The sequence below is a fragment of the Phenylobacterium sp. genome, assembly GCF_044372605.1.
Classification (GTDB): Bacteria; Pseudomonadota; Alphaproteobacteria; order Caulobacterales; family Caulobacteraceae; genus Phenylobacterium.
In genome coordinates, this window is record NZ_JBILRO010000061.1 from 1 (window position 1) to 14,322 (window position 14,322).

General features: G+C 64.7%; 12 protein-coding genes. 8 read left to right on the plus strand and 4 right to left on the minus strand.

Features of this window, described 5'->3' with window-relative positions; all coding sequences use genetic code 11:
- Positions 1 to 252: 252 nt before the first annotated feature.
- Positions 253 to 5,235 carry a glycosyltransferase gene (locus tag ACIQ42_RS07290; protein WP_397421548.1) on the plus strand — a complete coding sequence of 1,661 codons (4,983 nt, stop codon included), beginning with the start codon at positions 253 to 255 and terminating at the stop codon, positions 5,233 to 5,235.
- 394 nt (positions 5,236 to 5,629) lie between these two features.
- Here ACIQ42_RS07290 and ACIQ42_RS07295 read toward each other — a convergent pair whose 3' ends face one another.
- On the minus strand, positions 5,630 to 6,934 hold the full coding sequence (locus tag ACIQ42_RS07295; protein WP_397421549.1) for a CitMHS family transporter: 1,305 nt from the start codon (positions 6,932 to 6,934) through the stop codon (positions 5,630 to 5,632).
- Between the two features lie 110 nt (positions 6,935 to 7,044).
- Between ACIQ42_RS07295 and ACIQ42_RS07300 the strand changes: the two genes are divergently transcribed.
- From ACIQ42_RS07300 to ACIQ42_RS07315, 4 genes are all read left to right on the plus strand, one after another.
- Positions 7,045 to 7,677, plus strand: coding sequence for a glutathione S-transferase family protein (locus ACIQ42_RS07300; protein WP_397405037.1), 633 nt, complete (start codon positions 7,045 to 7,047; stop codon positions 7,675 to 7,677).
- Between the two features lie 265 nt (positions 7,678 to 7,942).
- The gene (locus ACIQ42_RS07305) at positions 7,943 to 9,490 is read left to right on the plus strand and encodes a type II and III secretion system protein family protein (RefSeq protein ID WP_397421550.1); all 1,548 of its coding nucleotides are present in this window, start codon (positions 7,943 to 7,945) and stop codon (positions 9,488 to 9,490) included.
- Between the two features lie 88 nt (positions 9,491 to 9,578).
- Positions 9,579 to 9,836 carry a hypothetical protein gene (locus tag ACIQ42_RS07310; RefSeq protein WP_397421551.1) on the plus strand — a complete coding sequence of 86 codons (258 nt, stop codon included), beginning with the start codon at positions 9,579 to 9,581 and terminating at the stop codon, positions 9,834 to 9,836.
- Between the two features lie 42 nt (positions 9,837 to 9,878).
- Positions 9,879 to 10,049 carry a hypothetical protein gene (locus ACIQ42_RS07315; protein WP_397421552.1) on the plus strand — a complete coding sequence of 57 codons (171 nt, stop codon included), beginning with the start codon at positions 9,879 to 9,881 and terminating at the stop codon, positions 10,047 to 10,049.
- A 53-nt stretch (positions 10,050 to 10,102) separates the two neighbouring features.
- Here the strand turns inward: ACIQ42_RS07315 and ACIQ42_RS07320 are convergent, their stop codons facing one another.
- The gene (locus ACIQ42_RS07320) at positions 10,103 to 10,648 is read right to left on the minus strand and encodes an MOSC domain-containing protein (RefSeq protein WP_397421553.1); all 546 of its coding nucleotides are present in this window, start codon (positions 10,646 to 10,648) and stop codon (positions 10,103 to 10,105) included.
- Between the two features lie 144 nt (positions 10,649 to 10,792).
- On the opposite strand from ACIQ42_RS07320, the gene ACIQ42_RS07325 reads away from it, so the two are divergent.
- Positions 10,793 to 11,233: a hypothetical protein gene (locus ACIQ42_RS07325; RefSeq protein ID WP_397421554.1), complete on the plus strand. Its 441-nt coding sequence runs from the start codon at positions 10,793 to 10,795 to the stop codon at positions 11,231 to 11,233.
- 247 nt (positions 11,234 to 11,480) lie between these two features.
- Here the strand turns inward: ACIQ42_RS07325 and ACIQ42_RS07330 are convergent, their stop codons facing one another.
- Together ACIQ42_RS07330 and ACIQ42_RS07335 are read right to left on the minus strand one after the other, a co-directional pair.
- Positions 11,481 to 12,011, minus strand: a complete 531-nt coding sequence (locus ACIQ42_RS07330) for a YdcF family protein (protein WP_397421555.1) — start codon at positions 12,009 to 12,011, stop codon at positions 11,481 to 11,483.
- Positions 12,012 to 12,014: 3 nt separating this feature from the next.
- Entirely contained in the window at positions 12,015 to 12,326 is a 312-nt protein-coding gene (locus ACIQ42_RS07335; RefSeq protein WP_397421556.1) for a hypothetical protein, read from the minus strand.
- Positions 12,327 to 12,598: 272 nt separating this feature from the next.
- On the opposite strand from ACIQ42_RS07335, the gene ACIQ42_RS07340 reads away from it, so the two are divergent.
- Both ACIQ42_RS07340 and ACIQ42_RS07345 read left to right on the plus strand, forming a co-directional pair.
- The gene (locus ACIQ42_RS07340; protein WP_397421558.1) at positions 12,599 to 13,726 is read left to right on the plus strand and encodes an MlaE family lipid ABC transporter permease subunit; all 1,128 of its coding nucleotides are present in this window, start codon (positions 12,599 to 12,601) and stop codon (positions 13,724 to 13,726) included.
- A partial coding sequence (locus tag ACIQ42_RS07345; protein WP_397421557.1) for an ABC transporter ATP-binding protein occupies positions 13,723 to 14,322 on the plus strand: 600 nt, incomplete at its 3' end. The genes ACIQ42_RS07340 and ACIQ42_RS07345, both read left to right, overlap by 4 nt.

Sequence of the window (14,322 nt, forward strand, 5' to 3'; positions counted from 1 at the left end):
ACTTCACACCAGCTGCACCCGCCCCCTGGGGTGTGGGTCGCGAGCCGCAACGCATTTGACTACCCCACGACCCGATGAAATTTGAATTTGGCGGGAATGTAGTCTCAGGTGGATTGCTTGTCCGATCTGCCCCATGTGCGGAGGTTAGCCCCGTTCAAGAGTGCGGACTACGCTGGTGCCTCCAGCGAGTCGGCCTCGCAATTGCGCGGCAACAACCCTAACTGTGGGCGCTCATTCTAACAGGAGCGGCTCATGCCGCAGCATGCCGATTTCGGTTGGGTCCGCAGATGGTTTCCGGTCGACGAAGTCATTCCGGCTGTTGACGGCTTTCTGGCCGATGACGCAAATGCTCCGGGCCTGACGCTCGAGGACGTGTGCGACCAGCCGTGCCTGGTGCTACTGGGCGCACCGGGCACGGGCAAAAGCCGCGAGGCCGAGGCTGCCGTGCGCGCGCTTAGCGCAAGGGGCCAAGCCGCTGATTTGATCGCCGTGGGCCGCCGCGCCGACCCCCTCAGTACCCTCCTCGACCTACTATCCGCGGATCGTGCGACGGCTTGGACCAGGAATGGGGCGCCCTGGCACCTCTTCGTAGATGGCATCGACGAGACGTTCGGTGCCGCGGCGGGGTTCGAGGCAGCGTTGCGGACCTTCTTGGGCGCCCTCGCGGACACAGGTGGCGACCTGGCGAAAATGCGTCTGCGCGTCCTCTGCCGCACGGTCGAGTGGACCCCGTCGTTGGATCGCCTGCTTGCGGAGCACTGGGACGAACATGAAATCTTGAAGCTGCAGATCGCGCCGCTCGCCGAGGCGGACGTCAGGCGAGCGGTCGATGCGGTCAGCGGAGACGCGGGCGCAGCCCAGACGTTCCTACAGCGTGTTCGCGAGATCGGGGCACAGGCCTTGGCGAGTCGGCCCGTCTCGCTGCTCATGCTGGCGGAGATCCAGCGCGAGAAAGGTGAGCTTCCGGCCGAACAGGCCGAACTCTACCGTCTAGCCTTGGAGGCCTTGGCGGACGAGCCCAACGAGTCCCGCCGCCGCCGCCGCCGCCGTGGCGCACTGAATGCTGCAGAAACCCTGGCAGTCGCGGCGCGCATCGCATCGGCGACCGCCTTCTCGGGCAAGTCCAGGGTTTGGGCGGGATATGGGCCGCCCCCCGATCCGAGCGCGGCGTTCGCGCTGCGGGAAATCTCAGGCGGCATCGAGGCGACAGGTCCGGAGAGCTTCAGAGTCAGCGAGGCCGACCTGCTGGACACAGTCCGCACGCCCCTGTTCGAGCCCGCCGCGCCCGATACGTACGTTTGGGGCCACCAGACCTTCATGGAGTACTTGGCGGCGCGCTACTTGGTCGACCACGGCCTGACGCCCGATCAAGTCCTCCAGTTTCTCGCGGTCCCCGATCCCCAAGGAGCCCGGGGAATTGCGCCGCAATGGCGGGAGATCGCCGCCTGGGCAGCGACCCTGTCCCGCCCGGTATTTGAGCTGCTTATCCGCGAGGAGCCGGACGTCCTGCTGCAGAGCGATGTCGCCGCCGCCAGCGACGCTGACCGCAAAGCACTGGTCGCAGCGCTCCTTGCCCGGCTCGAGGCGGGGGAGCTTGTTGAGATCATACACGGCCTGCGCCCACTCTTCGCGCGGTTGAACCATCCGGGCCTTGCCACGCAACTTCGCGCTTTCGTGCAGGACCCGACCCGGGGCCAGTTTGCGCGCCGGACCGCCATCGATATTGCTGAAGAGACCGGGAAGTCGGAGCTAGACGAGGACTTCGCCCGCTTGGCATTGACCGCGGACACGCCGATCCAGCTGCGGAAGGATGCCGCCTACGCCGTGTCCCGGCTGGGCCGGGCGCAAGCGCGCGAAATGATAGCGCCGCTGCTTCGTGGCGATCTCCTTGAGGATCTAGACGACGAACTACGTGGCGCAACGCTTAAGGCGTTGTGGCCACACCACCTCTCCGTCCGGGAAATGTTGGAGGCGTTGACGCCGGAGAAGCAGGACGCGTTCATCGGCACCTATCACATGTTCCTGCGCCAGCTGGAGCTTGGACCCCTATCGTCCGACGACGCGCTCTTCGCCCTGCGTTGGCTGGGACGCCAGCCACTTGAGCGCGACAACCGCAATGGCCTGCAGGAGATTCAGGCGAAGGTCTTCTGGGCGGCGGTGGCCTGCGCCGAAAACCCCATGGTCCGCGAGGCGCTGAGTGGCTTCCTCGAGGAGCATCTGGAGCCGGGATCGAGCTGGTTGTTCAACAGCGTCCGAGATGTCGCGCCGCGCTGGCCGACGTCCATCGCGGTGCGGCTGGCCATCGTGCGCGAGACCTTGGCACGGTTTGATATCCCCGCCGAGAATGCCCGGTCTCTGCTCTTCGACTTGCCAGAGATCCTCACGCCGGCGGACCTAGACGCGACGCTACAGGCCTTGACTGCGGAAGCCGACCCGAAGGTCCAGGAGGGCTTGGTCGAGCTGGTCACCTCGCTTGCCCTGCGCCAGCCCTTGGACGACCTAAACGCCATCTTTGACGCGGCCAAAACCGTCCCCAAGCTGGGTGAAGCTCTTGAGGCCCTCTACTTCGTGCCATTCGGCTCCAGCCCCGAGAAGTGGATGCGGGACAGCGCGCGGCGCGAGCGCGAGACCGCCGCCAAGCTTTCCGAAAGGGCCCAGGGGGCCCACATCGCCGACGGCCGTGTCCAGGAGGCCTTGGCGGCCATCGACGCTGGGGACGTCAACATGTGGTGGCGGCTCAACATGCAGCTGTTCGTAGCGGCTACCGGTCGGTTCGAGGGGATGTACGAGTTCCAGAGTGACCTCACCGCCACGCCCGGGTGGGGCCGCCTATCGGACGTCGACCATCACCGCGTCATTGACACTGCAATTCGCTATCTCGGTGAAGGAGGGCCCGACAACCTACGCCTGATCGGCACCAACACCCACCATCGTCCCGCTGCCGCTGCCGTCAGGGCGCTGTACCTGATCTACGGTCAACGTCCCGAGGCGTTCGCGGCGCTGCCGCCACACGTCTGGCCGCGATGGGGTCCCGCGGTCTTCAATTTCTTTGATAACGACTTCTCCTCCAGCGACACCGCGCAGGTCGAGATCCTCCGCGTTGCCTATGAACGCGCGCCCGACGCCGTGCTTCGCGCCGTAGCCCGGACTGCCTTAGGCCCGAACTCAAAGGGCCTCGGCCACCGGGCCCTCCAACTGATCGACGGCATCTACGATCGCAAACTGGGCGACCTTCTGGAGCGTCTCCGCCACCGATCCACTTTCAAGGCGCAGGACGTAGAGGGTGGCGTGTGGGCCTTCCTTGTGCGAAAGGCGCATTCGTCCGCCCTGCGACAGCTGTCAGGCGCGCTCGGCCATCGAAGCGACCTCGAGCCAAACTCGCCCGCCCCGCCCGACGAAGAAATCGCGGTGGCCGCGGCCGAACGTCTGGGTGCTGGGGACACGGCCGTATGGGAGCGGGCGCTGTCGCTTGGCCACGACCGCCCCGAACTGGCGCGGGCGATTTGGTCCCGCTACGCCAACGGCAGCTTGTTCCGCGATGACCGGGAAAAGTGGGAAATCTCCGAGGATCTCGCCGCCGGGGTCTATTTGGAGTTGGAGCGATTGTTTCCGGACCGGCCGGACAGTCAGCAGGGCCGGTTTCTGCGCTCCATCGACTACGTTGAACACCTTCAGAGTGGGTTGCTCCGACATCTCATCAATCGGGGTACGGCCGCAGGGGTGGCAGCGGTCACCCGCATAGAAAAAGCCCTTCCCGAGGCCACTTGGCTGCGCCATCAGGTACAGGAGGCGAAGCGTAATTTTCGCGCCGCATCGCGACGGCTCTTCGCCCCGGCCGAGGTGGTCAAAGCCGTCGCTGACTTAACCCTTCCCCGACCACTTCGCAGCGAGGCTGACGCAGTGCGGACCGCGCTGGCCGCGGAGCACCCGCCGACGGCCGAAGAGCAGCAGGTCCCGGACAGCCCAACAGCGGCCCCTAGGGAAGGGGTTGGTGCACTGGGGGCGGATCCAGTTCGCCGGCTGAAGCTCCTGTTCCTGGCGAGCGAGTGGCGCTCAGGCCGCGGCGGCGTCTCGACGGTGAATCGGGAACTTTGCGTCGCCCTTGCCCAGGCCGGGCACGATGTTGTCTGCGTCGCCCTGAAGGCTTCGAAGGAAGACCAGATTGCAGCTGACGAGCATGGCGTGCGGCTGATGCGCTGTCCGCAGCGGACGGGGCTTTCCGATGAGGCCCGCTTGGTGACCCTCACCTCCGAAGACCTGGAGGGGTTTGTCCCCGATGTTGTCTTCGGCCATGATCACGTCAACGGGCCAGCCGCGTTGCAGGTCAGCAAGAGCCTCGGGGCCCGCTTCGCGCATATCCTTCATACTGTCCCGCAGGACTCAGAGGCATTCAAAGACCGGGTCGGCGAGGCGCGGCGCGATCCCACCCGAGGATACGAGAAAGCGCAGGCCCAACTTAATGTCGCGCGCGAGGCGGCATTGGTGGTTGGGATTGGGCCCAAGATGACAGACAACGCCGTCCAGCACCTCCCCGAGGGAGCGCGCGTGTACGAACTCATGCCAGGGCTGAACGCGGACCTCCTCAACCACAAGCCCAATCAGGCGCGGCTGCGGGTGTTTCACAGCCTGATGTCCGCCAGGATGCACGACGGTGCTTCTAAGGGCGCGGAGCTCGCGTGCGAAGCCATGAAGCGCGCCGCAAAGGGGAGCCGCGGCCATCCCAAGTTGACTCTGCGAGGCTTCAGCGAGGGCGAGACGGAAGCGGAGTTCAATCAGTTCGCCATATACGACGACTACCGCCCCCTCGTGGACCTCTTGCCCTACACGGACGACCCCATGAAGCTTCGTGCGGACTTGGAGGGGTCTTCCCTCGTCCTGATGCCGTCGCTCAGCGAGGGCTTCGGCCTCAGCGCCTACGAAGCCATCGCCGCCGGAGTCCCCGTTATCCTCAGTTATACGAGCGGCCTCGCAGACTATCTCGCGCGCCTGGCCGACCAAGGTATCATCGACAAGGATGCCCTGGCGGCCTGCGTCGTGCGCCCTCACGATGACGACCTGAAACTCAACTTTGACGGCTGGGCCGAGAAAATCTCGGCGGTGATCGCTGACCTCAATACCGCCCTCGCCCGCGCCGAACATCTGCGCACGGTCTTACGCCCGATCCTCACTTGGCGGCGCGCCGCCGAAGGGCTTGCTGAGGAGATTCTGGATATGTTTGCCGCATCAGCTGACTGAAATTCGGCACTTTCAAGCGTTCCCCCAAAATACACTCGCACCAGATGCCGCACGCAATCGAGCTCGCGGATCAGACGCCTGCTTGAGGGTGCAAGGATTTCGGTGACACCTGCAATAACCCCCAAACCTACCCATCACCCGCAACCTCAGACCCCACCTGCCGGCCATCTCTCATCCGGGTCCGTTCGCCGCAACCTCATCATGTCCAGGGGCCGCCCCTCCCGCTCAAAAATGATCCAATGTTTTGGTCATGCACGATGGTCCGTGATAGAGAACATATAACGAACAATATCCGTTCTTTGACAGGTGAATCTCACACAAGTTCCGGGAGCTTCCCGCGCGCACGCACGAGTCGTTAGTCCCGTTTCTTGATCATGTTGAAGGCTGAGGCGCCCTACCCCCACACCGGAAACACACCCAGCATCGCCGCCGCCACGCCCATCACCGCGCAGGTCGCCACCGCCCAGGGCCAGGTGAACCGCTGGTGGTCGCCGAATTCGACGCCGGCCAGGCTGACCAGCAGGTAGGTGGAGGGCACCAGCGGGCTCAGCAGGTGGAAGGGCTGGCCGATCAGGGAGGCGCTGCCGATGGCTTCCTTTGAAATCCCGTAGTGCGATGCGGCCTCGGCCAGGATCGGGACCACGCCAAAATAGAAGGCATCGTTGGAGATGAAGAAGGTCATCGGCAGGCTGAGCGCCGCGGTGATCGGGGCAAGGTACGGTCCCATCTGGGGCGGGATCAGGGCCAGCAGGCTCCTGGGCATGGCCTCGACCATTCCCGTGCCGGTCAGCACCCCCGTGAAGATGCCCGCCGAGAAGATCACGGCGACCATGGCGATGACGTTGGGCGCGTGGGCGGCGATGCGGGCGCGCAGGGCTTCGGGTTGCGGATAGTTGATCAGGCTGGCGATCGCGAAGCCCGCCATGAACAGCACCGCCAGCGGCACGAGGCCCGTCACCAGGGTGATCAGCAGCGCCAGGGTCAGGCCCGCATTGACCCATAGCAGGCGCGGCCGGCGCGCCGCGGGGTCCGTGGAGACCGTGATCAATCCCTCCGGGTCCGGCGCGGGTCGATCCAGCGTCAGGACGCCCAGACGACGCCGTTCGCGCCGACCATAGACCCAGGCCAGCAGCAGCAGCCAGACCACGCCCACCGCCATCGCCGGCACCATCGGCAGGAAGAGCGCGGCAGGGTCGACCTGCAGCGCCGTGGCGGCCCGCGCCGTGGGGCCTCCCCAGGGCGTCAGGTTCATCACCCCGCTGGAGAGCATGATCAGGCAGGCCATGATCAGCGGGTTCAGTCCCAGCCGCGCATAGAGCGGCAGCAGGGCCGCGACGGTGACCATGTAGGTCGTCGAGCCGTCGCCATCTAGCGAGACCCCCACCGCCAGCACCACCGTGCCGACCACCACCCGGACCGGATCGCCGCGCACCAGCACCAGCAGGCGTCGCACGGCCGGATCGAACAGTCCCGCATCGATCATCAGGCCAAAGTAGAGGATGGCGAACATGATCATGACGCCCGTCGGCGCGATCTTCTTCACCCCCTCCAGCATCATGGGACCGAGATCCAGCCCGTGCCCGGCGATCAGGCCGAACACTACCGGCACGACGATCAGCGCCACCAGCGGCGCGGCCCGGCGCGTCATGATCAGGGTCATGAACGTCGCCACCATGGCGAAACCCAGCAGCGCCAGCATCAGGCGTATCCCCGCGCCAAGCGATCCGGACTGGCCATTGATTTCCCCCGCTGGTGCGCGATTCTGACGCGCATAATGACCCGTCTCGCCAGCACAGGAAGGGGCAACACATGATCCTCATCGGCCAGTACGACAGCCCGTTTGTCCGCCGGGTGGCGGTGGCGCTGCGCCTGTATGGCTTCGACTATGAGCATAGGGCCCTGTCGGTGTTCGGCGACGCCGAAGCCATCGGCGCCATCAACCCGCTGCGGCGCGTGCCGACCTTCGTCACCGATGACGGCGAGGTCCTGATCGAGAGCGCCAACATCCTCGACTGGCTTGACGAACTGGCCGGACCCGAACGCGCCCTGATCGCGCGCGCGGGCCTGGAGCGACGCGCGGCGCTGAAGGTCTGTGCGCTGGCCTCTGGCCTGGCCGACAAGGCCGTGAGCCTGGTCTATGAGCGCGTGATCCATCAGCGGGCGACGGCGGTCTGGGTGGCCCGCTGTGAGGCGCAGATCGAAGGCGTGCTGGATCTTCTGGAACTGGATCGGGCCCGCCGGGGCGTCTGGTGGTTCGGCGACCAGATCGGCCACGCCGATATCATCACGGCCTGCGTCCTGCGGTTCCTGGGTGAGGCGCATCCAGGGCTCTTCGATCCCGCCCGCTGGCCTGCGCTCGGGGCTCACGCCCGGGCATGCGAGGCCCTGCCGGCCTTCCAGGCGGTCGCCCGGCCCTTCACCGTGACGCTCCCACAAGCCTGAGCCGGGCGCTGCCCTGTTAGCTGATCCAGAGGATTTTCTTGCTCTCAAGAGCGGGCGCCCGAGCGACTTTCGGGACTCGCCTTCACATTATGATGTAATATTTTTTCTGATAATTATCATATAGTTTCATCATTTACTTCACATATTGAACAAAGATAAAGCTCGCGCGACATCCTAATACGGCTTAACCTAATGCTTTACCGATGTTCGAGGCAGGCACGCGGCATACTGAATGCCCAGATAATTTGTGGCGATCCGTTAGGCCTTGAAGCGCCCGGCAACACATCTTCTTAAGCTCCGAGGTCGAGCCGACCTCGCTGGCGGCTTTGTCCGCAGCGGGCTGCTCCTGATCAGCGTCGTGCTGTCGCTGCTCTGCGCGCTACCCGCCGTCGCCGATCCCCTGGAACCGGAAACCGCCGCGATCTCCAGCCTTCACGTCGCGGTCGGCAAATCGGCGCCTTTGAGCGTCACGGGGACGATCGCGCGCATAGTCGTGTCACAGCCGGAGATCGCCACCGTCGACACGGCCGGCCCCAATGACCTCTACGTGATGGGCCATGATGTCGGAGCCACCAATCTGCTGGTCTATGGCCCTGACGGAAGCCTGACGCAGGTGATCAATGTCGAGGTGGGCTACGACGGGGTCCAACTCCAGGATGACATCAACGCGCTGCTCCCCGGCGAACCGATCCAGGTGCAGTCCCTCAGCGGTGGCGTCCTGCTCCGGGGCTCGGCGTCAGACGCCCAGGCCTCTGCGCTGGCAAGCGACCTGGCCGAGCGCGCGGCAGGGGGCGATGTCATCTCCCTGGTGGACGTTCGCCCGGACCAGATCCTGCTGGAGGTCCAGCTGGTCGAAGCCAGTGAGGATGATCTGCGCAGCATCGGCGTCGATATGGGCGCCTTGGGTTCGGGCTTCACGCTGCGCACAGGTTCCGCCCCCAGTCCGACCGCGCCGCCGCAAGGCGTGGCGACCGTGAACGGAAACATCGGAAGCCTTGACCTGAACGCCGCGCTGCGGGTTCTGGAGCAGCGCGGGTCCGCGCGCATCCTCGCGCGCCCGCAATTGCTGGCCCTGTCGGGCGAGGCCGCGAGCTTCCGATCCGGTGGAGAGTTCCCCTACCCCGTGCCCACCCGCGACGGCGTGACCATCGAGTTCAAACCCTACGGCACGGCGATCTCGGCCCGGCCGACCCTGCAGACAAACGGCCTGATTCGCCTGGATCTGGCCGCCGAGGTCAGTGACATTGACCCTCGAAACAGCGTCACCATCGAGGGCCTGACCATCCCCGCCCTGAGTACCCGGCGCGCGATCACCCACCTGAATCTTCGCGACGGCGAGACCTTCATGTTCGCAGGGTTGTTCTCCGAGACCGAACTGACGCAGCAGGGCGGAACGCCCTGGGCGGCTGAACTGCCGGTCGTAGGGTCCCTGTTCAAAGCCGTCCACACCCGGAACCAGCGCCTGCAACTGGCGATCTTTGTGACGGCGCGGGTCATTGGCGCGCCCGATGCCGCTGACGTCGCGCCGCAGAGCCCCGATGATCTTGCCTTGCGCGAGCCAAAACCGGACGCCGTGGACGTCGCCCCGAGCGAGCCGAAGTCCAGGGGATTGAAGAAACTGCTGCGGTCTTCACCGCTCGCCGAGGGCGCCTCCCGCCGCCTGACCTCACTGTTCCACGCCACAGTCGAGGCGCCTGGAAAGGTCTGGACCCGGCTGGAGAGCTGGTCGCGCCAGATACTCACGGCGTTCCGATCAGGACCCTCGAGACATCAGGCCACGCTCAAGAGTGCGGCGCCCAAAGCCGACTCGTGACAGCGTCAGTCCGTTCGTTGGAACGGAGGTCATTATGCGGGCTCTTCAGCCGGGTATTGCAAGCGCTGTTCTGATCACGGCAATGGCCGTGTCCGCGGGATCGGCCGTCGCTCAGCCGCACGCGCCGCCGGCGCCGACCAGCAGGGCGCCAGCCTTCCTGCTGGTCGCCCTGGTTGACCCCGGGCACGCGACCGACCGGTTTGCCCCGACCCCAAGCGAGACGGTCCTGATGACCGCCGTTCCCGAGCCGGCACGCCTGACCGTCGTCACCGGCCAGAGCCGCAAGACGCCAGAGGCACCCCACCTGCATATCATCCTGGAGCGCGCCGAGCCCCCTCGCCGCTAGAGGGCCCTTGCAGGGGCGGCAGGATCGAGCACAGATTAAGGTATGCGTAACGCTAACCTTACCCCGGTCGGCCTCTGGACCTTTCGCCTGGCGGTCGTCCTTTCGATGATTGTCGTGGACGATCCTTTCCGCCTCGCTGCTGCGGCCCTGCTGCTGGCGCTACAGATTCCACTCCACGCCCGGATCAGTCTGCAGGGCGTCCGGGCCGCCTGATCCGCGCGGGCGGCTATCGTCGAAGTGGGCACGGGTTGGCCAGTCGGAAACGCCTAGACCGGCCTGAGTGCTTCGTGCGGCCCCCCCGGCAGCTCAACAAGAATCGCATCACCGGCGGCGACCTGGCCACCGTTGATGATGACCCCCATCACGCCGGCCTTTCGCACCGGTTTGCCTTCTGAATCGCGACCGAGACAGGCCGCCATAAGGCCCGGCTGGAGCTCATCAAGCTGGTAGCATGGGTTCCGCAACCCGGTGACCTGCACAATCACCTCCGGTCCGATCCGCAGCATAGCGCCGCGACAGAGGCCCAGAAGGTCTACGCCGCGCGTGGTGATATTCTCGCCCATCAGCCCCGGGCGAACCTGAAACCCACGTTCAAGCAATTCGTCGTGAAGTTCGGCGTGGATCAGATGAACCTGCCGAAGATTGGGCTGGGTCGGATCCCGGGCCACGCGGCTGCGATGTTTCACCGTGGCCCCGAAGTGAGCGTCACCTTCCACACCGCAGCCTGCGACCATTCGAATGACGGCGCAGTTGGGTTTGTCAGGACCATGCGTCGCCTTGCGGCTGACGGCAACGACCGACGATGACGTCATGAGTTCGGCGACCTGGTAACAATAGGAGCAGTGGGATCGACCTCAGGGGGTGCCTTGTAGCTCGGTGGAGGCGGCGCTTCGGGCAATGAAAGTGCAGGTGCATTCAACGCCTCGTTGGTGGCTTCAGCACTTTCTGTCGCCGGTTTGACCCAAGGGGCAGGCTGCACGCGTGCCGGCCTGGCAACCCCGGGTGACGTTCGCGGCGTCGAGATTGAGGGCAACGGCGCAACTTCGGGCTTTGTCGCGACCTGCGGAATTGGGGCGATCGAAGCCGGCGCCGGCGCGCTGCCCGGGGCAATGGCCGCCGATGCAGGCTTCGACGCCAGCCGCGCCTCCTGCACCCGGCTCAGCAGCATCGCCAGGCCAAGGATCCCGGCGACACCGACCATCGTCGCTATCGCGGCAGGCCATACAGACCGCCTGGGTCTGGAACTAGGTTTGCGCTGCGGCGTAATGACAACCGGCGAGACCTCGAACGGCTCCTCGGGGTCAGGGTTCCTGATCACCGGTTCGGCGAATGTCGGCGGGAGAGACGTAGGATCCGGTGTGGAGACTGCTGCGACCTGTTGTCTTGTCGGGCCCTGAAGCGCTCGCGGCACACCACCACCGATGTCCAAGCGGGGTGCCGGCGCAGTTTCAATCGGTCGAACGAAAAGCGGTGTGATATTTCGGTTGGGGGTCGGCGGCGGCGGCTCCGGGACCTCGGCTTTCGGCATCGGACCCACACGGAACGGCGCCTGCGGCATCTTCGGCCAGGCGCTGTTTCGGGCGAAGGGGTTGTCGTCGGTTTCGTCGATCATGGGGACATGCATCTTGCGGACGGTTGGCTGCACTATGGCCTGATCCGGAGCTGACTGCCGATCAAGATCAACAGATAGAACGGGACGGCCACCGATTCCCGCAAACACATCGCGATCCAGTGGATCCAGGATGCGCCGCCGCGTCCTCGGGGAACAGGACCTCGAGCGTTCCTGACGCCGAGGAACGCGAGCCCGAGGTGAATTCGCGGCAAATGGTAGCTGTCGCTACAAATGACGACTTCGGAGTGTCCATCCCGTCGAACCTGTTGCGTCGCCGCGTTGATGTTCTCGAGGGTCGTAAGGCTTGTATCGTCCCGAAGCAGACGGTCACGGGCAACGCCGGCTGTAAACAAGTGATCAAACATGACTGACGCCTCGGTGGGCCCCGGGCGTCGGGCGCCGCCCGAACACAGGATCGGCGCGTCAGGGTGCTGGCCAGCAGCAGCCAAACCAAAAGCTATCCGACGCAGGAAAGCCGGCGACGGATCACCGTCAGGCTGAATCGCCGCTCCGAAGATAACAATCAGAGGGGAGTCGGCCTTGGCAGGTCCAGCCAACCGCAAAGCCTACCCGTTCAGCGGCGGGTGATAGTTTTCCACCAGATCCTGCCGCTCGGCCTCCCGCACGGCGCGGGTGACATTCAATCGGGTCAGCAGCGTCGCCTCCGCGAACTTGCGGCGGGCTTTCTCCAGATCGGCCCGCCAGCTCTGGCTGGCCAGATTGTCAGTTTCACCCGCGAATACAACGTTGGTGCCTTCGCTGGTCAGCTCGGCGATCACATAGTTGGCACCCGCAGGCGGCAGGAAGCGGTTCTCGTCCAGGTGGCTATAGCGGTATCGGGTCCCGGAGGCCCCGGCGAGGTCGAACTGACGGGTCACTCTGAACTCCTGCTGGGCCTTGGGCCGTCCTCGCCCGATCGATCAAGCGGCTAAGATCCGGCTCCCTGTACATACGCTATGGACTGGGACCAAAACTGGGCGGAGCTTGGCTGTCAGCTTCCGCCACACTTTTGCGACGACTGAGGAACAGCTCGCGCCATATGAACGTTTGGAGCGCACTCGTCTCATTTAATGTGACTTTAAATCAAAGGCGCGTCTCAACCGCTCGCTCCGGGCTGGACCGCTGCGCGCCGTGCTGAAACAACATGAGTATGCAAGGAACGGCTGAATTCAGTCTGCAGGACACAACGGGCGGCCAGATGGCTGTGCTCGTCGGCGACTGGACGACGACGCATCTCGGCAGTTGTGGTGACACATTGCGAGACGCTGTCGGCGGGCGGAGTGATGTGACTTTCGACCTTGATGCGGTTCGACGGATGGACACTGCGGGCGCCTTTGCCGTGGTCCGCGCCGCTGGTGAAAAATTCGATCTGACGCAAGTAAAGGCGAAACCCGAAACGCGGCGCCTGCTGGAACTCGTGGACGCGGCGTACCGCGTGAAGCCGGTGGTGCGAAAGGAACCCGAGGGCTTCCATCAGCTCACGATCCGGATCGGGCGTGGCGTCGTCAGCCTGGGAGAAGAATTCCTCGACACGATGGCGTTCCAGGGACGCTTGCTGGTCGCAATGGTACGGATGATCGGACGGCTGGTGACAGCACCCGGCCGGATACGGTGGGCGCCCATATTCTCGCAGATGGAACGCTCCGGACTGGACGCCATTCCGATAGTGGCGGTCACGACCTTCTTTGTGGGCGCGGTTGTGGCTCTGCTGGGGGTCAATCTTCTCCAGCAATTCGGCGCCGAAGTCTTCGTGGTGGAACTGATCGGCGTTGCGATGATCCGTGAATTCAACATCGTGATCACTGCCGTCCTGCTGTCGGGCCGCTCGGCCTCGGCCTTTGCGGCGGAGCTCGGGTCCATGAAAATGACTCAGGAGGTCGACGCCATGCAGGTGATGGGGGTGGATCCATTCGAAGCCCTGGTGCTGCCCAGGCTGATCGCGATGCTGATCACCATTCCGCTTTTGACCTTTGTGGCGACCCTGGCCGGTTTGCTCGGGGGTCTCGTGGTCACCTGGTCGATGCTCGGGCTGGGCCCCGTTTTCTTCCTGCAACGTATCGTGGAAAATGTTGGTTCGACTCACTTCTTTGTCGCTCTGGTCAAGGCGCCGTTCATGGCCGCAACCATTGCCGGGATCGGCTGTCGCCAGGGTCTGCTGGTGGGCGGCGATGTTGAGTCTCTGGGGCGGCGCGTGACGGCCGCGGTGGTCCACGCGATATTCGCGATCATCATGCTGGACGCGATTTTCGCCGTAATCTTCATGCAGCTGGACATATGACCGCAATCCGCCCAGGTCGGAATGCGACAGACGAGGAACTCTTGGATCAGGAGGGTCCCGCGATCGTCATCGAGGGCCTCTGCACGCGGTTTGGCGATCACGTTGTGCATGAAAACCTGGATCTCACCGTGCACCGTGGCGAGGTTCTTGGCATCGTTGGCGGCTCGGGATCCGGTAAGTCTGTGCTGCTCAACAGCATCATCGGACTACGCCAACCCGACGCAGGGTCGATCACCGTCTTCGGCCAGCAACTCCAGCGCGCCTCGCGTCGCCGCTGGAGCGCGCTGGAGCGGTCGTGGGGCGTGCTGTTTCAGGGCGGTGCCCTGTTCTCCAATCTGACAATTCGTGAGAATGTCGCAGCGCCTATGCTGGAACACACTCGCCTGTCGCGAAACGATGCCCACGAGCTTGCGGATCTGAAAATCGCCATGGCGGGGCTACGACCCGAAGCCGGATCTCTGAAACCTTCGGAGTTGTCCGGCGGCATGCGAAAACGCGCAGGCCTGGCCCGCGCCCTGGCGCTGGATCCGGAACTTGTATTCCTGGACGAGCCGACTGCGGGCCTGGATCCGATCGGCGCGGCGGCCTTCGATGAA